Consider the following 23,848-nt stretch of genomic DNA (forward strand, 5'->3'; position numbering starts at 1 on the left):
GCGCGACATTGGACGAGTACTCCTCTGATGAGTGGGGGCGCCCGCTCGAGTCGCTGGAGGTCACGGCCGATCAGGAAGCCCCCACCAACGCCTACGTGCTGCCATCTGGCTCCTTGAGCGCTCTGTGGAGCGTCCGCGATCGCGGCCTCGTCGGGGGTGCGAAGCGGAATACGGAACAGGGAATAGCGCTCCGCACGAGCGGCCTGACCGGGAAGTTCGGAGCTCCTACGGCTGCCGGTGTGACGCTGACCGGAGTCATTGCTCACGCCGGCTATCGACTCGTAGCAGAACGCCGGTCCGCAGAGGGTACGGCGACGTGGAGCCTCTGGGCGCGGCGCGATCTGAGCGTCACGCTCGTCAGAGAGGACGGACAAGAGAAGCTGGATGTTATCCCGTTCTCAACCGCGGTCGCACGCCTCGTTGGGTGGCTCGGCATCAGCCCCTATTGGCCGGTGCCCGAAGGAGATGAACCAGGAGCTCACGTCATAGGTGATGCCGACATCGACGCTCGCATCCGAGGCGATTTCGTCGAGGTCCCGAGCTGGGCTGCCGAGTCGCTGGCCCGGCGATGGCGCGGGACCTGGTCGTCGGCGTCGGTGGGCGTCCCGGATAGCGACGACGGCCTTCCACTGGTGATCATGGACGGGAACATCCACGTCCGAGACCGCGTAGAGGGTGGCTCGTTGCTCTCCGTCGTGCCGTCGTACTGGGCCTACAGTGCGATCTTCGATCTGATCGGCCGGACAGGAACACGCCGATGACGTGCGCCCTCGGTGTGCTCCTCATGGCGATCGGACTCCTCGGATATACAGGCGTGTGGCGATCGTGGGCACGGCAGGGCTTCCACTTCTACGTCTTCGGTCTGTTCTGGTTCGGTTTAGGAGCTCTTCTCATCGGAGCGACAAGCGACCTGGAACCACTCCCGGGATGGGTGCGGTTCGCTTTCATCGTGATCCTCCTAGCCGGAGGTGGAGGCACATGGTACTTGCCTCCGTTCATGACGCCGCCATGGTTCCGCGCCATGCGCCGGGGGACGCGATCAACGAGTTCGAGAACGTAGACGTCCAATGAGCACCGACGCCACTGGTCCTCAGATTGACATCGAAGACCGTCATGGAATTATCAAGGTACGGAGGGTGAATCCCCCACGCGGAATCCTGAGTCGTCATGAGGCCAGCGGCAGACACACGGGCCTTCACGGCGGATTTCAGAGCCAACACAGCCCGGACATAGCCGCAGTTCGTCCTCGTCAGTACCGCTACGAGAAGGTTCAGTACGGCATGACGTCCCCGCGGATATCGTCGTGATGGTTGCTTTCGGCTCTCGTCGACCTGAGCGCCGCAAACGGAGGACGAAGGTGCGGTCAGCGTTTGGTGAGGGCCTCATTCCCGTCAGGCTTGTCGAATACACCGGATCGTGGCGGAACGGCTCGCTTACTCCGTCTTCGGCTCTTCTCATTCAAACATGGTATGGATGACCAGGTGATTCCCGACGACCACGTCGACGCCCGGATCCGCGGCGAGCACGTGGATGTGCCTGAGTGGGCGCAACCGGGCCTGACTGGTGGATGGACGCAGGAGTGGACATCGTTCGGCATGGCAGTGCCCGGATCAGACGAGGGACTGCCGATCGTCGTGGCGGGTGGCGCCACTCATCTCCGTCGCCGAGTCGACTGTGATTCGTCGCTTCAGCTCGTGCCGACCTACTGGGACCACTCCGCGCTTTCAGAACTGGTCGTGAAAACCTCCGAGGAGAACGCGTGATCTGGCCCATCGGCGTCATCCTGATGATGTTCGGGCTCTCCGCATACGCGGGCATCTGGAGGAGTTGGTCGAGAGACGGCTTCTACTACTACGTCTTCGGTGTGTTCTGGTTCGGCCTGAGCATTGTCGTGATCGATGTGCAGACTCTCCTCGCGCCTCTGCCCATCTGGTTCCTTAATCTGACCACGTTCTTCTTCTTCGCGACCATAGCGACGGACTTCTACCTGCCTCCCTGCCTCACTCCACGCTGGTTCCGAGCGATGCGGAGGACGTGGAAGTGATGCACGCGACTCGCGAGAGCGGTACGGATCTGCACGAACACGCTGAGCACGGCCCCGCTCTCACGCAGACGTGGCGATATCCGACATTTCCCACTCGGAATGACGTCTTCGCCCCAGAAGGAGGCCGTCGATGATGTACGCGATCGGCGCCAGCTTCATGGCCGTCGGCCTCCTCGGCTACACCGGCCTCTGGCGAGCGTGGTCTCGCAACGGGTACTACTACTACGTCTTCGGGTTCTTCTGGTTCGGACTCGGTGCGTTCCTCATCGGGTTCATCAAGTTCATCCCGACCGCTCCCACGTGGATCCTGTGGATCCCCATGGTCCTGATCGTCGGAGGTGCCGCAAGCACGTGGTACCTGCCGCCGATCCTGACGCCACGGTGGTTCCGGGCGATGCAGCGCTCACATGGTTGAGCTGCAGCGCCATGGCGAGAATCGTGAGGCCAGGGCCGTGCCCCATGCACGACGAAGCGCCTCCTTAGTGGTCCGCCGGCCCCGTCCCGCCGCTCCACGACCCGGTGACACGACAGCGGGCGCGCCCGCCATCGTCTCGCACACGAGCACCTGATGCTGACCCTCCTCGGAGCCGCCCTGACGGGCATGGGCCTCCTCGCGTACACGGGCCTCTGGCGCTCCTGGTCCCGAGGCGGCCATCACTTCTACGTCCTCGGCCTGTTCTGGTACGGGCTCGCCATGCTCGGCACCTCGATCCTGTACGCGTTCCGGCCCGTGCCGGAGTGGACCCGGTACCTGGTGATCGGAGTCATGCTCGTCGGTGTGATCGGCGCGTTCTACCTCCCGCCGTTCATGACGCCGCGGTGGTTCCGGGCCATGCGGCGCGCGCACCGGTAACGCGCGCGCGGCCTGCCCGCTGTGGCAGCGCTCCGCCGACGCCGGCCCCGACGGCGTTCCACTGAGGCGCTGATGGATGCGACGAAGCCGGAGATCCGCGCATCCGGCCCACTGCGACGACACCGCGATCGCGAACGAGAAGAGCCCCGCACCTCGATGAGGTGCGGGGCTCGTGCGGTGGATCTGAGGGGATTCGAACCCCTGACCCCCTGCATGCCATGCAGGTGCGCTACCAACTGCGCCACAGACCCGTACTCCGCTTCCCTGCGGAAGCGACTCGTCTACATTACTACACATTCCGACCGCCCCATGACCAGGGCATCCGCGTCGACGGACCGGTCGGGCGACGACAGCGCGTCAGTCGAAGAGCTCGCTGAGCCAGCTCTCCTTCTTGCGGCGCTTCCCGCCGTAGCCGTCACCCTGTCCGTAGCCGCCAGCCAGCCCGTAGCCGCCGGCGGGCGGATATCCGGACCCGCGGTCGTCCCGCGACCCGTACGAGCGGTCACGGCCGTCCTCACGCCGGCGATCGCCATCACGGCGATCGCGGTCGTCGTCGCGCCAGCGGTCGTCGCGTCCCGCATCCGGGTAGCCGCCCAGCGGCGCTGCCGGCGCCACGGGAGGCGCGGCCGCTGCCGGGGGCCGGGACTCCTGCTCGGCGCGGTCGAGGATCTTGTCGAGCTCCCCGCGGTCGAGCCACACGCCCCGGCAATCGGGGCAGTAGTCGATCTCGACCCCGCTGCGCTCGCTCATGACCAGGGTCGCGGAGTCGTTGGGGCACTTCATGCGGGGATCTCCTCGCGGGCGGGATGGGAGCGGATCAGGATGCGGAGGCCGTCGGCTCGATCTCGAGGGCGACGACGGGGCAGTCCTTCCAGAGGCGCTCCAGCGAGTAGTACATGCGGTCCTCCTCGGTGAAGACGTGGGCGACGACGTCGCCGAAGTCGAGGAGGATCCAGCGTCCCTCGCTCTTCCCCTCGCGGCGCAGCGGCTTGGCGCCGGCCTCGATCATCTTGTCCTCGATCTCGTCGGCGACCGCCTGCGCGTTCCGCTCGTTGCGGGCCGAGGCGATGAGGAAGACGTCGGTGAGGGGCAGGGGCCCGGAGACGTCGAGCGCGACGAGGTCGATGGCCTGCTTGGAGTCGGCGGCGAGGGCGGCGACCTTGAGCAGGTCGAGGGCGCGGGGAGAAGCGGTCACAGAGTCCTTCCGGGACGGGTGGGGTGGTGCATCAGCGATCAGAATACATTCGTCATGAAGGCGACGATGACGAGACCCGCGCCGATGACGGCCACTCCCCCGGCCGTGACGGCCGCCACGACGGGCGCGGTGAAGCGCTTGCGGGGCGGCGGCTGCACGACGGCGCGCGTGGAGGTGTGGGTGCTGACGGCGCGGCTCGCGCGGACGGGCTCCGAGTCGGAGCCGCCGGGAGCGTGGTCCTGGTCGTCGCTCTGCTCGAGGATCCGGTCCATGTCGGCCGTGTCGAACCGGTCCGGGTGGGTGCCCATGGAGCCGAGGCTCCGCGGGAGGTCGATGGAACCCGTGATGATGATCTCGCCCGTGCTGTTCAGCGCCTGCTGCATGTCGTTGACATGGGGCACGGTCGGGAGGATGAAGTGGTTGCCGGTGTGCGGCTGGTCCTCGTCGACCTGGTCCTGCACCGACCAGTGGCCGGTGGGCGGGGTGAACGGCGACCGCGCATCGGCGGTGGTGTCGGCCTCGGTCGTCGGAGCCTCCGGCGACGTGCGCTCGTCGGCGCCGTCGTCGACGTCGGGGCGAGCGGGCGCACCGTCGGCGTCGTCCTCGGCATCGGAGGCGCGCGTGCCGAACGCGGGCTCGAGGTGGGGGGCGGGAGCCGCGGAGTCCCAGGGGGTGGCCTCGAGGGACGGAGCGGGTCGGGGATCCTCGCCGCGCTCGGGGATGTGGGTCGCGAGCGGCGGCACGGTGGGCTGCTCCCCGGACGCGTCGACGTCGTGGTCGGCGTCGACGACCGACGGCGTGATGGGCGCGAAGGGCCACGCCGACGGGATGCGCGCCGACGCGTCGGCGGCGTCCTCGGGGACCACGTCGTCCGCGGTCGAGGACGCGGGTGCCTCCGTCGGCACGTCGGCGTCCGTCTCCGCCGCGCCGGTCTCCGCGGGGGCCTCGGACGCGGACGCGGGGGTCGCGTCCGGGGCGTCCGGGGCGTCCGGCGTCTCCTCCGCGAGGGCGGCCCGACGGTACGCGCTGCCGTAGGGGGCGCGCGGACGCGGGGTCGCCCGGGATCCGCGCCCGTAGCGGACGTACGGCGGGACCGTGGCGTCGCCGACGGGCGGGGCGTCGTCGACCGGCGCCGGCGCCACGTCCGGCCCCGCAGCGCCCTCGTCGGTGGAGTCGTCCGTCGTCGCGGGAACGTCGGGCGCGTCCTGATCCGCTGCCACGTCGGCGGGCACGTCGTGCTCGGATCCACGCTGCTGGCGGGCTGCCTGCTCCGCCTCGCGGATGGCGCGCAGCTGGCGACGCGTGAGGACGCCGCCGGAGAGCAGGATCGCGGAGGTGTCCGCGCCGACGCCGGGCATCGTGGCCGGCTCGCCGGAGGGCTCCTCGGAGGGGCCGGACGACGCTGCCGATCCAGGTCCGTCGGCGGTGTCCGCGGGGTCGTCGCTCGGAGCGGCACCACCGTCGGAGGACGGCGCCGCCGCGTCCTCGGCGGGCGCGTCGTCGGCCTCGTCGATGCCCAGGGCCTGAGCGCGCGCGCGCTCGGCGGCGCGCATCTCACGGCGGCTGAGGCCGAGGGTCGCGGGAGCGGGACCGTCGTCGAACGAGGTCGGCCCGGTGTCGGGCGCGTCGTGGGAGGGGGTCATTGCGGGCTCCGATACAGGTGGTGCTTGGAGATGTACTGGACGACTCCGTCGGGGACGAGGTACCACACGGGGAATCCGCGTCCGACTCGGCTCCGGCAGTCGGTCGAGGAGATGGCGAGCGCCGGGACCTCCAGCAATCTTACGTCGGCGTGCGGGAGGCCGCTCTCGGTGAGGTCGTGCCCCGGCCGCGTGACCGCGACGAAGTGCGCCAGGTCCCACAGCTCCTGCACGTCCTTCCAGCCGAGGATCTGCTGGATGGCGTCGGCGCCGGTGATGAAGAAGAGCTCGGCGTCCGGATGAGCGCTCCGGATGTCGCGGAGGGTGTCGATCGTGTACGTCGTGCCCCCGCGATCGATGTCGACCCGGCTGACGGTGAAGCGGGGGTTCGCCGCGGTGGCGATGACGGTCATGAGGTACCGGTGCTCGCCGTCCGTCACGGTCTGCTTCTGCCAGGGCTGGCCGGTGGGCACGAAGATCACCTCGTCGAGCTGCAGGTGCTGCTGCACCTCGCTCGCGGCGACCAGGTGGCCGTTGTGGATGGGGTCGAAGGTCCCGCCCATGACCCCGATGCGCGGGCGCGGGGTCGTCGGAGAGGTCATGGGGCGGGGGCTCCGGATCAGTGCGCCTGGTCGGCGGTCCCGTGGCCCTGCTCCGCCACCGGCGGCTTGCCCCACTTCTCCGAGTGGCGGTTGCTGACGTCGCGGAAGCTGAACATGACGACGCCGAGGGCGATGAACACGACGGCCGCGACCGCCGGGAAGACCCAGAGCGGAGCGGCGAGCTCCATGGCGTGCTCGGTCTCGGCGAGGATGGTGGTGGTCAGCGCGTGCATGGGATCTCCGTTCGTGGCACGCCCCGGGGCACGGAGGCGGCGCCTGCCATCCTATCGGCGGCCCCCCGAGAGGGGCGCATCCGCTCCCGGGCGTGCCGTCGGCCCGCTGCCGACGCGGGGCGGGAACCCGAGCCGTCAGCCGCGGACCTGGCCGCTGCCCCGGACGATCCACTTCGTGCTCGTGAGCTCCTGCAGGCCCATCGGTCCGCGGGCGTGCAGCTTCTGCGTGGAGATGCCGACCTCGGCGCCGAAGCCGAAGACGGATCCGTCCGTGAACCGCGTGGACGCGTTCACCATGACGACGGCGGAGTCGACGGCGGACAGGAAGCGCTCCGCCTCCCCCACGTCCGAGGTGACGATCGACTCGGTGTGGTGCGTGGACCAGCGGGCGATGTGCGCGACCGCGTCCTCCGCGGAGTCGACCACGCGGACGGCGAGGTCGAGCGACAGGTACTCGGCGGCCCAGTCCTCGTCGGTCGCGGGGACGGCGCCGGGCCAGAGACCGCGGACGGCCTCGTCTCCGTGGATCGTCACGCCGCGGACGCGGAGCGCGTCGAGCACGGCGGGCAGGACACGGGGGGCGGCGTCCCGGTGCACGAGCAGCGTCTCCATCGCGTTGCAGACGCTCGGGCGGCTGACCTTGGCGTCGACCGCGATGTCCACGGCCATGGCCGCGTCCGCGGAGGCGTCGAGGTAGACGTGGACGACGCCAGCGCCCGTCTCGATGACCGGGACGGTCGACTCCTCCACGACGGTGCGGATGAGGTCCGCGGATCCGCGCGGGACGAGGACGTCGACGAGGCCGCGGGCGCGCATCAGCCGGGCGGCGCCGGCACGGCCGTGGGGGTCCACCGTCTGCACGGCGTCCGCCGGGAGGCCCGCCTCGGCGACCGCCTCCCGCATGACCTCGACCAGCACGGCGTTCGAGCGCAGGGCGGCGGATCCGCCGCGGAGCACGACGGCGTTGCCGCTCCGGAGGGCGAGCGCGGCGATGTCGACCGTGACGTTCGGGCGCGCCTCGTAGATCGCGCCGACGACGCCGAACGGCACGCGCACCTGCGAGAGGAGCAGCCCGTTAGGGAGGGTGCGGCCGCGCACCACCTGCCCGAGCGGGTCGTCGAGTCGACGGATCCCCGCCACGGCGTCCGCCAGCGCGCGCACCCGCGCCGCGTCGAGGGCGAGGCGGTCGAGGAGCCCGGCGGCGAGGCCCGCGGCCCGTCCGGCGGCGAGGTCCTCCGCGTTGGCGGCCACGATGCGGTCGGAGGCCGCGTGGAGGGCCGCCGCGATGCGGTCGAGGGCGGCGTCGCGCTCCCCCGCCGTGCTGGCCGCGAGCCGGGTCGACGCGGTGCGTGCGGCGACGAGGATCCCCTCCAGCGCGGACGACGACGCGTCCGCATCGGTGCGGGCGGCGGGATCGACGGCGGACGCGAGCGCGGCGTCGGTTCCGCCGGTGACGGTCGTGGGCATGGGGGAAGCCTAGCCAGGCGGGAGGGCCGGGCGACCGCGGCGGATCAGGGGCGCGGGGCGAACCACGTGCCGACCAGCGCGCCGTCGAGCGCCTCCGCCACCTGCGCGGTCGAGGTGAGCAGGACGCCCGTGCCGGAGCCGGCGGCCAGGCGCGCCGCGGCGACCTTGGTGACCGCTCCGCCGGTGCCGACGCCCGTGCCGGTGCTGCCGATCTCGACGCCCGCCAGCTCGTCGCCGAACCCGACGTGCGCGATGCGCTCGGCGCCCGGCTCCTGCGGCGGCCGCGTGTACAGCGCGTCCACGTCGGACAGCAGGAGGAGGAGGTCGGCCTCCACGAGCTGCGCGACGAGGGCGGCCAGCCGGTCGTTGTCGCCGAAGCGGATCTCATGGGTGGCCACGGTGTCGTTCTCGTTGACGATCGGCAGGATCCGGAGCCCCAGCAGCCGCTCCATGGCGCGCTGGGCGTTCTCGCGGTGGTCGGGGGCGGCGAGGTCGCCCGCGGTGAGGAGCACCTGGCCCGCGACGATGCCGTAGCGGTCGAGCGCCTCCTGGTAGCGGAAGACCAGGATGCTCTGGCCCACCGCGGCCGCGGCCTGCTGCGTCGCGAGGTCGGCCGGGCGGTCGTCGAGGCGGAGGAAGGGCATGCCCGTCGCGATGGCGCCGGACGAGACGAGCACCACCTCGGCGCCGCGGCCGTGCGCGACGGCGATCGCGTCGACGAGCAGGCGGATCCGCCCGGCGTTCTCCCCGCTGATGGACGACGAGCCCACCTTCACGACGATGCGGCGCGCACCCGGGATCCCGGCGCGCGAGGTCGTCCCCACGCGCGCAGCCCTCCCCACGGGTCAGGCCTTCTCGTCCGTGGGGGCCTCGCCGTCCTCGCCGTCCTCGTCGGCCCAGAGCCCGGCCTCGCCCTCGCGCACGAGCTGCGCGCGGGCCTCGGCCTTGGCGTCCATGCGCGCGAAGTAGTCCTCGCGGCGCGCCTGGTTGGTGCGTCGGCGGATCGGGTCGACGCGGGCGTCGGCCCCACGCGGGCTCGTGATGAGCTCGGCCGTGGACGTGAGCGTGGGCTCCCAGTCGAAGACGATGCCGTCGCCCTCGCCGATGACGACGCTGGATCCGGCGACCGCGCCTGCCTTGAACAGGCCGTCCTCGACGCCGAGCTTGGCCAGACGGTCGGCCAGGTAGCCGACGGCCTCGTCGTTGGTGAAGTCGGTCTGCTGCACCCAGCGCTCGGGCTTCGCGCCGAGGACGCGGAAGATGTCGCCGTAGCTGCCGCCGTCGACGCGGATCGTGAAGGGCTTCTCGTCCACGGCGCGGGGGCGGAGGACGATGCGCTCGGCCTCGGGCTGCTCGAGCGCCTTCGTGCGCGCGGCCTCCACGAGCTCGGCGAGGGCGAAGGACAGCTGGCGCAGGCCGTCGCGGCTGACCGTCGAGATGTCGAACACGCGGTAGCCGCGGGCCTCGAGCTCCGGGCGCACGAGCTCGGCGAGCTCCTTCGCCTCGGGCACGTCGACCTTGTTGAGCGCGATGAGCTGGGGGCGCTCGATGAGCGGCACCTGACCCTCGGGCACGGGGTACGCGGCGAGCTCCCCGAGGATGATGTCGAGGTCGGAGATGGGGTCGCGGCCGGGATCGAGCGTCGCGCAGTCGAGCACGTGCAGCAGCGCCGAGCAGCGCTCCACGTGGCGGAGGAACTCGAGCCCCAAGCCCTTGCCCTCGCTCGCGCCCTCGATGAGGCCGGGCACGTCCGCCACGGTGTAGCGGGAGTCCGCCACCTCGACGACGCCGAGGTTCGGGTGCAGCGTGGTGAACGGGTAGTCGGCGATCTTCGGCTTCGCCGCCGAGATGGACGCGACGAGGCTCGACTTGCCCGCGGACGGGTAGCCGACGAGCGCGACGTCGGCGACGACCTTGAGCTCGAGGACGACGTCGCCCTCCTGGCCGCGCGTGCCGAGGAGCGCGAAGCCGGGGGCCTTGCGCTTGGTGGTGGCGAGCGACGCGTTGCCGAGCCCGCCCTGGCCGGCCTCGGCCGCGACGAAGCGCATGCCGGGCACAGCCATGTCGACGAGGACCTCGCCGTCGGTGTCCTTGACGACGGTGCCGACCGGGACGGGGAGCTCGAGCATCTCGCCGAGCGTGCCATGGCGGTGGTCGCCCATGCCGGGGCCGCCGTTGCGCGAGGACCGGTGCGGCCCGCGGTGGTAGGCGAGGAGGGTGGTGACCTGCGGGTCGGCGACGAGGACGATGTCCCCGCCGTTGCCGCCGTTGCCGCCGTCGGGGCCCGCGAGGGGCTTGAACTTCTCGCGGCGCACCGAGACGCAGCCGTTGCCGCCGTTTCCCGCCCGCAGGTGGAGGGTCACGGTGTCGACGAATGTCGCCATGGCTGTCGCTCGTTTCTTCTAGAGGTGTCCCTGCGGAACGCACGCAAGGGCGGGCCGAGGAGGCCCGCCCTTGAGGTGCTGCGCGGCAGTGCCGCTGCAGGGTCCGTGCTGTCGGCCTGCGCTAGGCCGGGACGACGATGTTGACGACCTTGCGGCCGCCCTTGACGCCGAACTCCACCGAACCGGCGGAGAGGGCGAACAGCGTGTCGTCGCCGCCACGGCCGACGTTGACGCCGGGGTGGAAGTGCGTGCCGCGCTGGCGGACGATGATCTCGCCGGCGCCGACGACCTGGCCGCCGAAGCGCTTCACGCCGAGGCGCTGGGCGTTCGAGTCACGGCCGTTGCGGGTAGAGCTCGCGCCCTTCTTGTGTGCCATCTGTATCTCCCTGCGGTCTCGGTGCTAGTTGATCTCGGTGACCTGGACGCGCGTGAGGTCCTGGCGGTGCCCCTGGCGCTTCTTGTACCCGGTCTTGTTCTTGAACTTCTGGATGACGATCTTGGGACCGCGGAGGTCGTTCAGGATCTCGGCGCTGACGGTGACGTCGGCGAGCTTCGCGGCGTCCGTGGTGATGGTGTCGCCGTCGACGAGCAGGACCGCGGGGAGCACGACCTTGCCGCTCTGCTGGTTCTTGACCCGGTCCATCGTGACGATGGTCCCGACCTCGACCTTCTCCTGCCGACCGCCGGCGCGCACAACTGCGTAAACCACTTTTCCGTACCTGTTTTCTCTCGCGGGCTTGACTCACTGAGGACATGACGCCTCGTGGCCCGAATCATTGGAGGAAGTCTGCGGCACGCGCGCGACCTTCGAGGATCAGCGCATGCCAGCGACTCACGTTACCGGAACGCCGGACAGGGGTCAAACTCCGGACCCCCAGCGTCCTCGTCGATCATACGCGAGGGCGGGCGCTCCCCCGGGCATCCCCGCCGGGCGCGTCGCGCGTCCCGCCGGCCCCGCACCCTCGTCGTCCGTCGCGTCGCGTGCCTAGGATCGACGGATGAGCGTGCTCCTCGACCGACCCGCGTGGCCCGCGCACGGGACGCTCTGGGCGCACCTCGTGAGCGACGCGTCCCTCGAGGAGCTGCACGCGTTCGCGCGGGCCGCGGGGATCCCCGAGCGGGGCTTCGACCGCGACCACTACGACGTGCCCGCCGCGCGGTACGACGAGCTCGTCGCGCTCGGCGCCGTGCCCGTGTCGAACCGGGATCTCGTCCGCCGCCTGCAGGCGAGCGGGCTGCGGGTCACCCAGCGCGAGCGGCGCGCTCCCCGGGGCTGAGGTCCCGACGCGCGGACGATGCCCCTCGCGCGGACGACACCCCGGGGCCGCGGACGATGCCCCGGCGCGCGGACGACGGAGGGCCCGGAGCACGTGCTCCGGGCCCTCCTCTGCGGCCGTCGCGCGGACGGCCGAGTGGCCTAGCTGCCGTCGGCGTCGGGCGCCGGCGTCGTCAGCGTCGCGGTGGACACGCGACGGCTGCGCGAGCGGCCCTGCCCCGGCTCCTTGGGCTGCGGCAGCGCGTCGAGCACGGAGCCGAGGAGCTGCTCCGCGTCCGCCGAGCTGACGCGGCGGGGTGCCGTGCGCGCGCTCGCCACCGGGATGTCGAGGATCTGGACGGGCTCGAGGCGGATCGCCTCGCGCGGCTCCAGGGTCGACAGGGCGGGCTCCTCCACGGCCGCGTCGGCGGGCGTCGGGTCCTCCACGGGAGCCGACGGCGCGTCGGCGGCGGGTGCCAACGCCGTCGAGCCCTCGGGTGCCTCGGCGGTCGCAGACGACGCGCGTCCCCGTCCGCCGCGACTCCGACGCGGGCGGTCACCGCGGGGCTGCTCCTCGGCGGGCGCGGCCTCGACGCGTGCCGCGGGCTCCGCGGTCTCGTCCGGGGTGCGCACGACGTCCTCGACCCGGTCGATGGCGTCGTTCACCGTCTGGATGGTGCTCGTCGCGATCTTGGCGAGGGCGTTCCGCGCGTCGTCGGTGATGCTGTGGGTGCTGGCCGCGGGCGTCCGCGGCTGCTGCTGCGGCTGCCCGCCGCCGTTGCCGCGACCGCCGCCGCCGTTGCCTCCGCCGTTCCCGTGCTCCTGCTGGCCCTTGCCGCCGCGTCGGCGTCCCTGGCCCTGCACGGGCTCCTGCGGCGTCTGCGTGTGCGCCATGAGCGGGTCGTGGTGGATGATGATGCCCCGCCCGGCGCACGTCTCGCAGTTCTCGGAGAACGACTCCAGGAGGCCGAGGCCGAGCTTCTTGCGGGTCATCTGCACGAGTCCGAGCGACGTGACCTCGGCGACCTGGTGCTTGGTGCGGTCGCGGCTGAGGCACTCCACCAGGCGCCGCAGCACGAGGTCGCGGTTCGTCTCGAGGACCATGTCGATGAAGTCGACGACGATGATGCCGCCGATGTCGCGCAGGCGCAGCTGGCGGACGATCTCCTCCGCGGCCTCGAGGTTGTTCTTGGTGACGGTCTCTTCGAGGTTGCCGCCGGATCCGACGAACTTGCCCGTGTTCACGTCGACCACGGTCATGGCCTCGGTGCGGTCGATGACGAGCGATCCGCCCGACGGCAGCCAGACCTTGCGGTCGAGCGCCTTCTCGATCTGCTCGCTGACGCGGTAGTGGTCGAACGAGTCCTTCTCGCCCGAGTAGGCCTGCACCCGGTCGATGAGGTCGGGCGCCACGCCGCGGAGGTAGCCCTCGATGATCTCCTGGGCGTCGCCGCCGTCGATCACGAGCTCGCGGAAGTCCTCGTTGAAGACGTCGCGGATGATCTTGAGCAGCAGGTCGGGCTCGGAGTGCAGGAGCGCGGGCGCCTGCGCCTTCTCGACCTGACGGCTGATCTCGGACCACTGCGACGTGAGGCGCTCGACGTCGAGCTTGAGCTGCTCCTCCGTCGCGCCCTCGGCGGCCGTGCGGACGATGACGCCCACGTTCTCGGGCAGCACCTCCTTGAGGGTCTTCTTGAGGCGCGCGCGCTCGGTGTCGGGGAGCTTGCGGCTGATGCCGTTCATCGACCCGTTGGGCACGTAGACGAGGTAGCGGCCGGGCAGGCTGACCTGGCTCGTGAGGCGGGCGCCCTTGTGGCCGACCGGGTCCTTCGTGACCTGGACGAGCACGCGGTCGCCGGGCTTCAGCGCGACCTCGATGCGGCGGGCGTGGTTGCCGCCGCCCTTGTCGGCGTTGGCCGCCTCCCAGTCGACCTCGCCGGAGTAGAGGACGGCGTTGCGGCCTCGGCCGATGTCGATGAACGCGGCCTCCATGCTCGGCAGCACGTTCTGGACGCGGCCGAGGTAGACGTTGCCGATGAGGGACGCCTCGTCGGCGCGGGCCACGTAGTGCTCCACGAGGACGTGGTCCTCGAGCACGCCGATCTGGATCTTGCCGTCGCGGGAGCGCACGATCATGCTGCGGTCGACGGACTCGCGGCGGGCCAGGTACTCCGACTCCGTGAGGACGGGACGGCGGCGGCCGGCATCGCGGCCGTCGCGGCGGCGCTGCTTCTTGGCCTCGAGGCGCGTGGACCCCTTGATCCGCTGCGGCTCGGTGATGAGCTCGGGCTCGCGGGGCGTGCGGACCTTGACGACGGTGCCGGGCGCGTCGTCGCCGTCGCGGCCCTCCTCGCCGGAGCGGCGGCGCGCGCGACGGCGGACCGACGGGGCGTCGTCGTCCTCGTCGCGGTCGTCGTCGCGGTCGCGGTCGCGGTCGCGCGGGTCGCGGCCCGTGCCGCGGTCCTGGGCGCGACCGCCGCGGCGGGAGGAGCGCGACGGGCGCTCGTCGCGCTCGAGGTCGTCGTCCTGGTCGTCGCGGCGGTCGTCGCGGCGGTCGTCCCGCTCGCGGCGGGGCGGCAGCGGCGCGATGTCCGGCGCCTGGAAGAAGACGGAGAGGGACGGGAGCGCGCGGGCGGGCGCCTCCGGCTCCTGCGGCGCGGGGGCCGCAGCGGCTGCGGCGTCCTCGGCGACGGAGGGCGCCTCGGCGGGGGTCGCGTCGGCGACCGGCGCGGCGCTCGGCGCCGCGATCGGCCAGTCGACCGCCGGAGCGTCCGAGGCGCCTGCCGCGGGAGCCGAGGCGGACGCGGATGCAACGGCACGACGCGGGGCACGCGCGCGGCTCGCCCGCACGGGCGGCTGCCCCTCGGCCGCATCCGGGGCGGACCCCTCGGACGGCGCGGCGACGGCGGCGGACGCGTCGACGCTGGCGTCGTCCGTCGGGGCGCCCGCGGGTGCGGAGGCGGTGGCGCTCGCGCGGCGGGAGCGTCGGACGACCGGCGCCTCCGTCTCGTCGGGCGTGGACGGGGTGGTCTCGTTCTCGTTCAGGGTTCGGCCCTTCGCTTCGGAGGCGGCGGACGCACCGCTCGCCTCGGGGGTCGCGGCACCGGGGAGGACGGACGCGCCGTCGGTCCCCTCGGTCGCGGTCGGCTCGGCACGGCGGCCCGTGAGCCGCTCGAAGAGGCGCGGGCGCCTCCTGCCGGTGTTCTCGTCTCTCTCCACCATCTCTGGTGCACTCCTCAGCCGGGCGGTACGGCCGCGCCGTACCCCGGTAGCTCTCCGAGTGGATCCCCGCGTTCGCGGTTCTCCGTCGATCCTTGGTCTGCGACGACCGGCCCGAGGCTTCGGTCGTGCGCACTGGTACGGAACTGGCTATCCGCCGCCGGACGTGCCTGGCGGCCCGGGTCTGCCCCGGGAAAGACTCTTCATGGCGGTCGACCCGCGCGGCGGGACGACCTGCCTGCCAGTATCGCACGCCGACGTCCACCCGGCCGTCAGGGTCGGGGCCCGCCGGTCTGCCATGATCACCGCATGACCGCGACCCGGGCCCCCGTGCACACCCGCTCCCTGGCCCTCCTGCTGGTCGTGACGGGAGTCGTCGGGTGGATCGGGGCGTTCGTCCTCGTGCTCGACCGCCTCCACCTGTTGGAGAACCCGGGCGCGTCGCTGTCCTGCGACGTCAACCCGTTCATCTCCTGCGCCACGGTCATCCAGTCGCCGCAGGGGTCGCTGTTCGGCTTCCCGAACCCGCTCATCGGCGTGGCCGCGTTCGTCGTGCCCGTGGTGATCGGCATGGCCCTGCTGGCGGGTGCGCGGTTCGCGAGGTGGTTCTGGACCCTGTTCGCGATGGGCACGTTCGCGGGCTGGGTGTTCGTCACCTGGCTCTTCACGCAGAGCGTCTTCGTCATCGGCGCGCTCTGCCCCTACTGCCTGCTGGTGTGGAGCGCCATGATCCCGCTGTGGTGGGGCACGCTGTCGGCCACCGCCCGCGCCGGGCTGCTGCCGCTGCCCGCGGGGATCCGCCGAGCCGCCGACGCGGTGGCGCCGTACACGTGGGCGATCGTCGTGCTCAACTACGCGATCATCGTCGTCGCGATCATCGCGACGTTCCCCGCGCTGATCCCCACGCTCCTCGGCTGAGGCGCCGGGACGACGAGAGGGGCCGACCGGATCGCCCGTCGGCCCCTCTCGTCGTGTCGGGAGCTAGAACCAGAGGGCGAGCTCGCGCTCGGCCGACTCGGGCGCGTCGCTGCCGTGCACGAGGTTCTGCGCGACGGCGAGGCCCCAGTCGCGGCCGAGGTCGCCGCGGATCGTGCCGGGCGCGGCGCCCGTCGGGTCGGTCGTGCCGGCGAGCGACCGGAAGCCCTCGATGACGCGGTTCCCGGCGACGCGCACGGCGACGACCGGGCCCGACTCCATGAACGCGACGAGCGGCTCGTAGAACGGCTTGCCCTGGTGCTCCTCGTAGTGCTGCTCGAGCAGCGCGCGGTCGGCCCGCACCATGCGCAGGTCGACGATCCGGTAGCCCTTGGCCTCGATGCGGCGGAGGATCTCGCCGGTGAGGCCGCGGGCGACGCCGTCGGGCTTGACGAGGACGAGGGTCTCCTGGTCGGGAGCGGTCATGGGTTCCTCCTACGGGGTGGGAGCCGGCGGCTCGGTGGTGGGTCGGTGGTCGGTGGGGCGGTCGTCGGCATCCGGTACGTCGGCGGATCGCGCGGCCCGCTGCTCGTCGAGCATGGCCTGCTCCCACGCGCCGCGGGCGGCGGCCTTCTCGCGGTCGATGCGGGCGCCCTGCACCATCGCGTAGACCCACAGGAGCAGGAAGAACCCGCCGACCGCGAACATGGCGGGCAGCACGAAGCCGGTGAGGACGACGAGGATCTGCACCACCCAGCCGGCCCGCACGCCGAGCGGCGTGCGGAGCGAGCCGACCACCGCGAGCATCGCGAGGACGAGCAGCGCGCCGCCGCCGAGCGCGGGCAGCGCGGGAAGAGCCTCGAGCCCGAAGGCCACGAGGCTCGCCAGGAACACGACGATGACCTGGAAGCCCATGACGATGGACCCGAGGATCTCGACCGTCGTCCGGGGCGGGCGGGGTCGCCGGGTGCGGGCCGGGCGGCCGTCGGTGCTCACGCGATCTTCCAGCCCTCGTCGCGCGCGTGCTCGATGGCCTCGCCCACGAGGAGGATGGAGCCGGTGACGAGCGCCGCGCCCTTCTCGGTCTCGCCCGCGGAGTCGCGCGCGTCGTCGAGGGCGGTCCGGAGGTCGGGCTCGACCGTGACGCGGTCGCGGCCGACGACGCCCACCACGATCCGGGCGAGCTCGTCGGGATCCACCGACCGCTCGGACGCGGAGCGCGTGACGATGAAGTGGTCCACGACGGGCGCGAGCTCCCGCACGATGCCCTCCGCGTCCTTGTCGGCGAGCACGCCGATCACCGCGGTCACGCGATCGAACGTGAAGTAGACGGGCAGCGCGGCCGCGAGCGACGCGGCGCCCGCCGGGTTGTGCGCGGCGTCGACGAGCACGGTCGGCTCGGTGCCGACGACCTGCAGGCGGCCCGGGCTCGTCACGGTGGCGAGGCCCTCGGCGAGCACGTCCTCGTGGATGGCGTGGTCGCCGCCGCCCAGGAACGACTCGACCGCGGCGATCGCGACCGCGGCGTTCTGCGCCTGGTGCGCGCCGAAGAGCGGCAGGAAGACGTCCCGGTAGGTGCCCGCGAGCCCCTGCACGCTGATGACCTGGCCGCCGACCGCGAGCGTCGTGTCGAGGAGGCGGAACCGCTCCCCCTCCATGGACCAGGTGGACTCGGTGAGCTCGGCCGCGCGCGTGAGCTCGGCGACCACCTCGGGCGCCTGGGCGCTCGAGACGACGTCCGACGCCGGCTTCACGATGCCGGACTTGGTGCGCGCGATCTCCGCGACGGTGGATCCCAGACGCTGCGTGTGGTCGAGCGACACGGGCGTGAAGACCGCGACCTCGCCGTCGGCGACGTTGGTGGAGTCCCATTCGCCGCCCATGCCGACCTCGACCACGGCGACGTCCACGGGGGCGTCCGCGAAGGACGCGAACGCGAGCACGGTGAGCGCCTCGAAGAACGTGACGGGCTGCTCCCCCGCGGCCACGAGCTCCCGGTCGACGAGGTCGATGAACGGCTCGACGTCGGCCCAGTTGCGGCTGAGGGCCTCGTCGGTGATCGGCTCGCCGTCGATCACGATGCGCTCGTTGACCCGCACCAGGTGCGGGCTCGTGAACAGCCCCGTGCGGAGGCCGGCGGCGCGCAGGATGCTCTCGGCCATCCGGCTCGTGGACGTCTTCCCGTTGGTGCCCGTGACGTGGACGATCTTGTAGGCGCGGTGCACGTCGCCGAGCAGCTCGACGACGCGGCGGGTGGCGGTGAGGCGCGGCTGCGGCGCCTGTTCGCCGACGCGGGCGAGGAGCGCCTGGTAGACCTGCTCCCCCTCGCGCTCGAAGTAGTTCTCGTCGTCGACCTCGCGGCCGGCGACGATCGAGCGCTCGGCCTCGCGGCGGAGCTCGGCCGCGTCGTCGGCGAAGAGCTGGTCGTCGCTCAGGCCGTCGACGTCGGGGTCGAGGGCGCGCGCGGCCGCGTCGACGCCCTCGTCCGTCTCGGGCTCGAAGTCGTCGTCGCGGCGGACGTCGTCCGCGTCGTCGTCGAAGGGCGTCCCGCCCCGCTGGTCGCTCATGCTCGCTCCACCTCGATGTCCAGGGGCGATCCGCCGCCGACGACGATGCCGGACGCCGTCGCCTCGGCGTCCGCGTCGATCCGCAGCGCCACCGCCAGGGTCTCACGCGCGATGAGGTCGCGGAACCGCTCGGCGGCCTCGGCGCCCGCCGCATCGAGCCGGATCACGAGGGCGATGCGGTCGCTCACGTCGAGCCCCGCGCCCTTCCGCGCGTCCTGCACGTTCCGCACCACGTCGCGCGCGAGACCCTCGGCCTCGAGCTCGGGGGTGAGCGCGGTGTCGAGCAGCAGGAAGCCGCCGCCCGGCAGGAGCGCGAGCGCCTGGTCGGCGCGGTCTCCGGCCACCTCCAGCACGAGCTCGTACTCGCCGGCGACGAGCGGCACGCCGCCCGCGACGACCTCGCCGTCCGCCTCGGTCCAGTCGCCGGAGCGGGCCGCCTGGATCACCTGCTGCACGCCCTTGCCGAGGCGGGGCCCCGCGACGCGCGCGTTCACGGTGAGGCGGCGCGTGATGCCGGCGTCGGCCGCGCTCGTAGGGGTCAGCTCCTCGACGGCGACGGCCTTGACGTTGAGCTCGTCGCGGAGGATGTCCTCGAAGCGGGCGAGCCCGTCCGCGTCGTCGCTCACGACCGTGAGGCGCGCGAGCGGCTGCCGGACGCGGAGGCCCGACTGCTTGCGGAGCGACAGCGCGGTCGACGCGACCTGGCGCACCCGGTCCATCACCTCCACGAGGCGGTCGTCCGCGGGCAGGTCGTCCGGCTCCGGCCAGTCCTCGAGGTGCACGCTGCGCCCGCCCGTGAGGTCCTTCCAGATGCGCTCGGAGACGAGCGGCAGGAGCGGCGCCGCCACGCGCGTCACGGTCTCGAGGACCGTGTAGAGCGTGTCGAAGGCGCGCGTGTCGCCGCCCCCGACGCCCGCCCAGAACCGGTCGCGGCTGCGGCGCACGTACCAGTTGGTGAGCACGTCGGCGAAGTCGCGGAGGGACGCGGCGGCGAGGGTCGAGTCGAGCGCGGTCATGTGCTCGGTGACCTCGGTGACGAGGCGGCGCGTGCGGGCGAGGATGTAGCGGTCAAGGACGTCGTCGCTCGTCGTGTCGCGCGTCGCCTCGTAGCCGCCGGGCTGCGCGGAGTTCGCGTAGAGCGAGAAGAAGTACCACGTGCTCCAGAGCGGGAGCAGCACCTGGCGGACGCCCTCGCGGATGCCCTCCTCGGTGACCACGAGGTTGCCGCCGCGGAGCACGGGGCTCGCGAGGAGGAACCAGCGCATGGCGTCGGATCCGTCGCGGTCGAACACCTCGTTGACGTCCGGGTAGTTGCGGAGCGACTTCGACATCTTCTGCCCGTCGTTGCCGAGGACGATGCCGTGGCTGACGACGCTGGAGAACGCCGGCCGCTCGAACAGCGCGGTCGACAGCGCGTGCAGCGTGTAGAACCACCCGCGGGTCTGGCCGATGTACTCGACGATGAAGTCCGCGGGGCTGTGCTCGTCGAACCACTCGCGGTTCTCGAACGGGTAGTGCACCTGCGCGAAGGGCATGGACCCGGAGTCGAACCAGACGTCGAGCACGTCCTCGATGCGGCGCATGGTGCTCCTCCCCGTCGGGTCGTCGGGGTTCGGGCGGGTGAGCTCGTCGATGAACGGGCGGTGCAGGTCGGTCGGGCGCACGCCGAAGTCGGCCTCGAGCTCGTCGAGGCTGCCGTACACGTCGACGCGCGGGTACGCGGGGTCGTCGCTCTTCCACACCGGGATGGGGCTTCCCCAGAACCGGTTGCGGCTGATCGACCAGTCGCGCGCGTTGCCGATCCACTTGCCGAACTGGCCGTCCTTGACGTTCTCGGGCGTCCACGTGATGTCCTGGTTGAGGCGCACCATGTCGTCGCGGAAGTCGGTGACGCGCACGAACCAGCTGGAGACCGCCTTGTAGATGAGCGGGTTCTTGCAGCGCCAGCAGTGCGGGTAGGAGTGCTCGTAGCTGGCCTGGCGGATGAGGCGGCCCTGCGCCTTGAGCATGCGCGTGAGCGTCTTGCCCGCATCCGACCACAGCTCGCCGGCGACCTCGGGCACGGTGTCGACGAAGCGGCCGCCCTCGTCGAGCGACAGGATCACGGGGATGCCGGCCGCGGCGCAGACCTGCTGGTCCTCCTCGCCGTAGGCCGGGGCCTGGTGGACGATGCCGGTGCCGTCGGTGGTCGTGACGTAGTCGGCGACGAGCACCTGCCAGGCGTTCTCCGTGCCGAAGCGCTCCGTGTCGGCGTAGAAGTCCCAGAGGCGGTCGTAGGCGACGCCCTCGAGCTGGCGGCCGAGCACGGTGCGGGAGACGGCGGCGCGGGCCTCGTCGGCGGATGCGTAGCCGAGGTCCTTGGCGTAGTTCCCCACCAGGTCCTGGGCGATGAGGTACTCGGATCCGAGCACCTCCGCCGCGAGCTGCACGGAGGACTCCCGGGGCAGGGAGTCGGGCGCCTCCGCGTCCGGCGTCCCGGCGGGTCCCGCGGGGACGACGGCGTAGACGATGTCCGGCCCGACCGCGAGCGCCATGTTGGTGGGCAGCGTCCAGGGCGTGGTCGTCCAGGCGAGCGCGCGCACGGCGGTGAGGCCGAGCGACTCCGCCTTGGCGCCGACGAGCGGGAACGTGACGGTGACGGACTGGTCCTGGCGCATGCGGTAGACGTCGTCGTCCATCCGCAGCTCGTGGTTGCTCAGCGGGGTCTGGTCGTGCCAGCAGTACGGCAGCACGCGGAAGCCCTCGTAGGCGAGGCCCTTGTCGTGCAGCTGCTTGAAGGCCCAGATGACCGACTCCATGAAGTCGACGTCGAGCGTCTTGTAGTCGTCCTCGAAGTCGACCCAGCGCGCGGAGCGGGTGACGTACTCCTCCCACTCGCCCGTGTACTCGAGCACCGAGCGGCGGGCGACGGCGTTGAACTCCTCGACGCCCATCTGCTCGATCTCGCTCTTCTCGGTGATGCCGAGCTGGCGCATCGCCTCGAGCTCCGCGGGGAGGCCGTGCGTGTCCCAGCCGAAGCGGCGGTGGACCTGCTTGCCGCGCATGGTCTGGAAGCGCGGGAAGGCGTCCTTCGCGTAGCCGGTGAGGAGGTGCCCGTAGTGCGGGAGGCCGTTGGCGAAGGGCGGACCGTCGTAGAAGACCCACTCGTCGCATCCCTCGCGCCGCTCGACGGAGGCGCGGAAGGTGTCGTCGCGCTTCCAGAACGCGAGGATCCCCTTCTCGACGTCGGGGAAGCGCGGACTGGCGGCCACCTGGTCGGGCGCGGTCGGGTCGTCGGGGACGGGACGGGGGTAGGTCATGGCATCTCCTGCGGCGATGGGGATCTCCGCGAGGACGCCCGGATGCCGTGTGCGGATCCCGAGCGCGGTACCACCCCGCTTGCCGCGCATGGCGCGACCGCTCTCCAGAGGCGATGACGGACCCGACCCGTTCGGTTCTACCTTCCCCGCCGACGTGCCCGCGGGGCTCTCTTCCGAAGGCTCCCCGGTGATGGCCGGATCGGCGCCTGTGCCCCCATGCTAGCGCGCCCGGCGGCGGTTCCGGCTGGCTCAGCCGCCGAGCTGGGACCGGTACGCGTCGGCGCGCCACGGGAGCTCGAGCACGTCGCGCCCCGACGTGTCCGGGTGTCCCGCCAGCAGCGTCCGGATGTCGTCGAGGAGGCGGGCGCGCGCGTCCTCCGGCAGCGTGCTGATCACGCTGATGGACCCGGCGAACTCCACCGCGTCCTCCGGGGACAGGCGCTGGACGTGCGGGAAGGACGCGTGCTCGACCGGGCCGAAGCCGGGGAACGGGCCGGGCTCGGGGGCGCGGTTCGCGGAGCGCGCCCCGGGGTGCAGGAGGGCGTCGAGCTCGCGGACCCAGTCGACCTCCGTGTCCATGGCGTTCCACACGATGCCGAGGCGTCCGCCGGGTCGGAGGACGCGGGCGCACTCGCGCGCCGCCTCGCCCGCGTCCATCCAGTGCCACGCCTGCGCGACGAGGACCGCGTCCTCCTCGCCGTCGCCCAGGGGGATCGCCTCGCCGCTGCCCGCGCGGACATCGACGTCGGGGGCGGATGCCGCGAGCACCCGGCGCATCCCGGCGTCGGGCTCCACGGCGGTGACGGCGAGGCCGCGTGCGGCGAGCAGACGGGTGAGCTTGCCGGTGCCCGCGCCAAGGTCGACGACGCGGCGCGACCCCGCCGGGAGCATCCAGTCGACGGCGGCGTCGGGGTAGCCGGGCCGCACCCGGTCGTACTGGTCGGCGACGGCGCCGAACGAGGAGGCGAGGTCGGAGCGGGCGGGCGTGCCGGGGGCGTCGGAGGTCATGCGGACATCCTGGCCTCGGCACGTGCGCCGCGGCGCGGCGGTTCCCACCGCCGCGCCGCGGCGCACGCGTCAGCCGAGCCGCGCCGTGGTGCGCTGCAGCCGCATCGGGTCGAGCGCGATGCCCGGGACCGTCGCCGTGCGCCCCGTGACGTCCGTGACGCGCACCGTGTACGGCCCGGCGCCGAGACCCGACGAGGCGAGCCAGTAGCCGTAGACCGTCCGCGACAGCGGCACCCAGCTCGTGCCGACCCGCACCTCGACCGAGCGGAGCTCCGTGCCGGCGTCGACGACCTGGATCGCCGCCCAGTACGCCGACGACCCCTCCTTCAGGCGGAACGCGAGCGGCGGGACCGTCGGCGCCGCGACGGGCGCGTAGGAGATGGGGATGATGCCGGCGTCGTAGTCGCCGATGGCGCGGAACGCCTCCTCGCTCAGGTCGAGGTGCCCGTGCTCGCACTCGGGGCACTGGTCCGCGACCTCGACGCGCACCGTCCCCTTCGGGCCGGTGACGTCGAGGTAGGTGCCGCACGCGGCGCTGCCGGCGTAGTCGTCCGGGCCGACCGCGACGTAGAGGCGGTTCGCGGGGATGGCGGGGAGCGAGCAGTTGCCGTTCGTCGGGTTGCCGTCCGGGCCGAGCGAGTAGTGCGTGGCGCGGCCGGATGCGGCGACGACGGCCGAGGCGGGTCCCGCGGGCGCGACCGCCGAGAGCCCGGCGATCGCGACGAGCAGGGCGAGCAGCGCGGGGAGGGCCCGGAGGCGGCGGGCACGGCCGGGATGCGACCGGGTGCCCTCCCGTCGCGGGCGGTCGGCGAGGGCGTGGATGAGGTGCATGGCGTCTCTTCTCATCTCGAGGGAGCGGCGCGGTCGCGCCGCGCGGCCAGGGTAGGACCGCACCCTCCCGTCGCGGAAGGGCCGCGGCCGACGCCCTCTGCTCGTTCGCCGGCAGGACGCGCGGCGTTCAGCTGGCGGCGACGGAGGCCGCGAGAGCCGGGCGGAGCGGGTCCAGCGCGCGGCGCACCGCGTCCTCCAGCGGACCCCGGCCGACCCCGTCGGCGGCCCAGGCCATGACGGCGGCGGCCGTGGCCGCGGCGACGACGGACGCCGCCACGCGCACGGGGCCGTCCGACGCGCGTCGGCCGGGGGCCCGGGGGGGGGGCGGGGGGGGCG

General features: G+C 72.5%; 24 protein-coding genes, 1 tRNA gene and 1 pseudogene. 7 read left to right on the forward strand and 19 right to left on the reverse strand.

Features of this window, described 5'->3' with window-relative positions; genetic code table 11:
• The first annotated feature begins 8 nt into the window (after nucleotides 1-8).
• The 5 genes from PED38_RS13245 to PED38_RS13265 all read left to right on the forward strand — a co-directional run bounded on the left by PED38_RS13245 (nucleotide 9) and on the right by PED38_RS13265 (nucleotide 2,897).
• On the forward strand, nucleotides 9-761 hold the full coding sequence (locus PED38_RS13245; protein ID WP_131798085.1) for a hypothetical protein: 753 nt from the start codon (nucleotides 9-11) through the stop codon (nucleotides 759-761).
• Nucleotides 762-1,469: 708 nt separating this feature from the next.
• Nucleotides 1,470-1,763 (forward strand): hypothetical protein, encoded by a 294-nt coding sequence (locus tag PED38_RS13250; RefSeq protein WP_270981630.1) that lies wholly within the window; start codon nucleotides 1,470-1,472, stop codon nucleotides 1,761-1,763.
• On the forward strand, nucleotides 1,760-2,044 hold the full coding sequence (locus PED38_RS13255; protein ID WP_270981631.1) for a hypothetical protein: 285 nt from the start codon (nucleotides 1,760-1,762) through the stop codon (nucleotides 2,042-2,044). The genes PED38_RS13250 and PED38_RS13255 overlap by 4 nt, the downstream gene beginning before the upstream one ends.
• 130 nt (nucleotides 2,045-2,174) lie before the next feature.
• Nucleotides 2,175-2,459, forward strand: a complete 285-nt coding sequence (locus PED38_RS13260) for a hypothetical protein (protein ID WP_270981632.1) — start codon at nucleotides 2,175-2,177, stop codon at nucleotides 2,457-2,459.
• Nucleotides 2,460-2,612: 153 nt separating this feature from the next.
• The gene (locus tag PED38_RS13265; protein ID WP_270981633.1) at nucleotides 2,613-2,897 is read left to right on the forward strand and encodes a hypothetical protein; all 285 of its coding nucleotides are present in this window, start codon (nucleotides 2,613-2,615) and stop codon (nucleotides 2,895-2,897) included.
• A gap of 178 nt (nucleotides 2,898-3,075) precedes the next feature.
• On the opposite strand, the gene PED38_RS13270 is transcribed toward PED38_RS13265, so the two are convergent.
• The 11 genes from PED38_RS13270 to rplU form a co-directional block, all read right to left on the reverse strand.
• Nucleotides 3,076-3,148, reverse strand: a tRNA-Ala gene (locus tag PED38_RS13270).
• A gap of 106 nt (nucleotides 3,149-3,254) precedes the next feature.
• Nucleotides 3,255-3,680 (reverse strand): TFIIB-type zinc ribbon-containing protein, encoded by a 426-nt coding sequence (locus PED38_RS13275; protein ID WP_270981635.1) that lies wholly within the window; start codon nucleotides 3,678-3,680, stop codon nucleotides 3,255-3,257.
• Between the two features lie 34 nt (nucleotides 3,681-3,714).
• Nucleotides 3,715-4,092 (reverse strand): ribosome silencing factor, encoded by a 378-nt coding sequence (gene rsfS, locus PED38_RS13280; protein WP_012038183.1) that lies wholly within the window; start codon nucleotides 4,090-4,092, stop codon nucleotides 3,715-3,717.
• Nucleotides 4,093-4,130: 38 nt separating this feature from the next.
• Nucleotides 4,131-5,735, reverse strand: a complete 1,605-nt coding sequence (locus PED38_RS13285) for a hypothetical protein (RefSeq protein ID WP_270981637.1) — start codon at nucleotides 5,733-5,735, stop codon at nucleotides 4,131-4,133.
• Nucleotides 5,732-6,334, reverse strand: a complete 603-nt coding sequence (nadD, locus tag PED38_RS13290) for a nicotinate-nucleotide adenylyltransferase (protein ID WP_063070341.1) — start codon at nucleotides 6,332-6,334, stop codon at nucleotides 5,732-5,734. Before nadD ends, PED38_RS13285 begins: the two co-directional genes overlap by 4 nt.
• 17 nt (nucleotides 6,335-6,351) lie before the next feature.
• A complete protein-coding gene (locus tag PED38_RS13295; protein ID WP_063070342.1) occupies nucleotides 6,352-6,567 on the reverse strand; it encodes a hypothetical protein in 216 nt (71 codons plus the stop codon).
• Between the two features lie 135 nt (nucleotides 6,568-6,702).
• On the reverse strand, nucleotides 6,703-8,034 hold the full coding sequence (locus PED38_RS13300; RefSeq protein ID WP_270981639.1) for a glutamate-5-semialdehyde dehydrogenase: 1,332 nt from the start codon (nucleotides 8,032-8,034) through the stop codon (nucleotides 6,703-6,705).
• A gap of 44 nt (nucleotides 8,035-8,078) precedes the next feature.
• Nucleotides 8,079-8,858: a glutamate 5-kinase gene (proB, locus tag PED38_RS13305; protein WP_063070344.1), complete on the reverse strand. Its 780-nt coding sequence runs from the start codon at nucleotides 8,856-8,858 to the stop codon at nucleotides 8,079-8,081.
• Between the two features lie 21 nt (nucleotides 8,859-8,879).
• On the reverse strand, nucleotides 8,880-10,418 hold the full coding sequence (gene obgE / locus PED38_RS13310; protein ID WP_063070345.1) for a GTPase ObgE: 1,539 nt from the start codon (nucleotides 10,416-10,418) through the stop codon (nucleotides 8,880-8,882).
• Between the two features lie 121 nt (nucleotides 10,419-10,539).
• Nucleotides 10,540-10,794 carry a 50S ribosomal protein L27 gene (gene rpmA, locus PED38_RS13315; RefSeq protein ID WP_012299161.1) on the reverse strand — a complete coding sequence of 85 codons (255 nt, stop codon included), beginning with the start codon at nucleotides 10,792-10,794 and terminating at the stop codon, nucleotides 10,540-10,542.
• 24 nt (nucleotides 10,795-10,818) lie between these two features.
• Nucleotides 10,819-11,127: a 50S ribosomal protein L21 gene (gene rplU, locus PED38_RS13320; protein ID WP_012038175.1), complete on the reverse strand. Its 309-nt coding sequence runs from the start codon at nucleotides 11,125-11,127 to the stop codon at nucleotides 10,819-10,821.
• A gap of 289 nt (nucleotides 11,128-11,416) precedes the next feature.
• Between rplU and PED38_RS13325 the strand changes: the two genes are divergently transcribed.
• A complete protein-coding gene (locus PED38_RS13325) occupies nucleotides 11,417-11,695 on the forward strand; it encodes a DUF4031 domain-containing protein (protein WP_063070346.1) in 279 nt (92 codons plus the stop codon).
• Nucleotides 11,696-11,835: 140 nt separating this feature from the next.
• Here the strand turns inward: PED38_RS13325 and PED38_RS13330 are convergent, their stop codons facing one another.
• Nucleotides 11,836-14,895, reverse strand: a complete 3,060-nt coding sequence (locus tag PED38_RS13330; protein ID WP_270981642.1) for an Rne/Rng family ribonuclease — start codon at nucleotides 14,893-14,895, stop codon at nucleotides 11,836-11,838.
• Nucleotides 14,896-15,201: 306 nt separating this feature from the next.
• On the opposite strand from PED38_RS13330, the gene PED38_RS13335 reads away from it, so the two are divergent.
• The gene (locus PED38_RS13335) at nucleotides 15,202-15,810 is read left to right on the forward strand and encodes a vitamin K epoxide reductase family protein (RefSeq protein ID WP_063072778.1); all 609 of its coding nucleotides are present in this window, start codon (nucleotides 15,202-15,204) and stop codon (nucleotides 15,808-15,810) included.
• 63 nt (nucleotides 15,811-15,873) lie between these two features.
• Here PED38_RS13335 and ndk read toward each other — a convergent pair whose 3' ends face one another.
• The 7 genes and pseudogenes from ndk to PED38_RS13370 all read right to left on the reverse strand — a co-directional run.
• On the reverse strand, nucleotides 15,874-16,293 hold the full coding sequence (gene ndk, locus PED38_RS13340; RefSeq protein WP_063072777.1) for a nucleoside-diphosphate kinase: 420 nt from the start codon (nucleotides 16,291-16,293) through the stop codon (nucleotides 15,874-15,876).
• A gap of 9 nt (nucleotides 16,294-16,302) precedes the next feature.
• Nucleotides 16,303-16,803 carry a DUF4233 domain-containing protein gene (locus PED38_RS13345; RefSeq protein ID WP_270981644.1) on the reverse strand — a complete coding sequence of 167 codons (501 nt, stop codon included), beginning with the start codon at nucleotides 16,801-16,803 and terminating at the stop codon, nucleotides 16,303-16,305.
• Entirely contained in the window at nucleotides 16,800-18,374 is a 1,575-nt protein-coding gene (locus PED38_RS13350; protein ID WP_270981646.1) for a bifunctional folylpolyglutamate synthase/dihydrofolate synthase, read from the reverse strand. Before PED38_RS13350 ends, PED38_RS13345 begins: the two co-directional genes overlap by 4 nt.
• Nucleotides 18,371-21,673, reverse strand: coding sequence for an isoleucine--tRNA ligase (gene ileS / locus PED38_RS13355; protein ID WP_270981648.1), 3,303 nt, complete (start codon nucleotides 21,671-21,673; stop codon nucleotides 18,371-18,373). The genes PED38_RS13350 and ileS overlap by 4 nt, the downstream gene beginning before the upstream one ends.
• A gap of 249 nt (nucleotides 21,674-21,922) precedes the next feature.
• Entirely contained in the window at nucleotides 21,923-22,681 is a 759-nt protein-coding gene (locus tag PED38_RS13360; protein WP_270981650.1) for a class I SAM-dependent methyltransferase, read from the reverse strand.
• 69 nt (nucleotides 22,682-22,750) lie between these two features.
• Nucleotides 22,751-23,512 (reverse strand): expansin EXLX1 family cellulose-binding protein, encoded by a 762-nt coding sequence (locus PED38_RS13365; RefSeq protein ID WP_270981651.1) that lies wholly within the window; start codon nucleotides 23,510-23,512, stop codon nucleotides 22,751-22,753.
• A gap of 127 nt (nucleotides 23,513-23,639) precedes the next feature.
• Nucleotides 23,640-23,848 (reverse strand): annotated as a pseudogene (locus PED38_RS13370) (hypothetical protein); the annotation flags it as partial.

Source organism: Clavibacter sp. CT19 (assembly GCF_027858075.1).
Lineage (GTDB): Bacteria > Actinomycetota > Actinomycetes > Actinomycetales > Microbacteriaceae > Clavibacter > Clavibacter tessellarius_A.

Bases quoted from the DNA above. Each gene is read 5' to 3' on its own strand.
- PED38_RS13250 (WP_270981630.1), top strand. From the start codon at position 1,470: ATGGATGACCAGGTGATTCCCGACGACCACGTCGACGCCCGGATCCGC.
- PED38_RS13260 (WP_270981632.1), top strand. From the start codon at position 2,175: ATGATGTACGCGATCGGCGCCAGCTTCATGGCCGTCGGCCTCCTCGGC.
- PED38_RS13265 (WP_270981633.1), top strand. From the start codon at position 2,613: ATGCTGACCCTCCTCGGAGCCGCCCTGACGGGCATGGGCCTCCTCGCG.
- PED38_RS13275 (WP_270981635.1), bottom strand. From the start codon at position 3,680: ATGAAGTGCCCCAACGACTCCGCGACCCTGGTCATGAGCGAGCGCAGC.
- PED38_RS13285 (WP_270981637.1), bottom strand. From the start codon at position 5,735: ATGACCCCCTCCCACGACGCGCCCGACACCGGGCCGACCTCGTTCGAC.
- nadD (WP_063070341.1), bottom strand. From the start codon at position 6,334: ATGACCTCTCCGACGACCCCGCGCCCGCGCATCGGGGTCATGGGCGGG.
- PED38_RS13295 (WP_063070342.1), bottom strand. From the start codon at position 6,567: ATGCACGCGCTGACCACCACCATCCTCGCCGAGACCGAGCACGCCATG.
- PED38_RS13300 (WP_270981639.1), bottom strand. From the start codon at position 8,034: ATGCCCACGACCGTCACCGGCGGAACCGACGCCGCGCTCGCGTCCGCC.
- obgE (WP_063070345.1), bottom strand. From the start codon at position 10,418: ATGGCGACATTCGTCGACACCGTGACCCTCCACCTGCGGGCGGGAAAC.
- rpmA (WP_012299161.1), bottom strand. From the start codon at position 10,794: ATGGCACACAAGAAGGGCGCGAGCTCTACCCGCAACGGCCGTGACTCG.
- PED38_RS13325 (WP_063070346.1), top strand. From the start codon at position 11,417: ATGAGCGTGCTCCTCGACCGACCCGCGTGGCCCGCGCACGGGACGCTC.
- PED38_RS13330 (WP_270981642.1), bottom strand. From the start codon at position 14,895: ATGGTGGAGAGAGACGAGAACACCGGCAGGAGGCGCCCGCGCCTCTTC.
- PED38_RS13335 (WP_063072778.1), top strand. From the start codon at position 15,202: ATGACCGCGACCCGGGCCCCCGTGCACACCCGCTCCCTGGCCCTCCTG.
- ndk (WP_063072777.1), bottom strand. From the start codon at position 16,293: ATGACCGCTCCCGACCAGGAGACCCTCGTCCTCGTCAAGCCCGACGGC.
- PED38_RS13350 (WP_270981646.1), bottom strand. From the start codon at position 18,374: ATGAGCGACCAGCGGGGCGGGACGCCCTTCGACGACGACGCGGACGAC.
- ileS (WP_270981648.1), bottom strand. From the start codon at position 21,673: ATGACCTACCCCCGTCCCGTCCCCGACGACCCGACCGCGCCCGACCAG.
- PED38_RS13360 (WP_270981650.1), bottom strand. From the start codon at position 22,681: ATGACCTCCGACGCCCCCGGCACGCCCGCCCGCTCCGACCTCGCCTCC.
- PED38_RS13365 (WP_270981651.1), bottom strand. From the start codon at position 23,512: ATGCACCTCATCCACGCCCTCGCCGACCGCCCGCGACGGGAGGGCACC.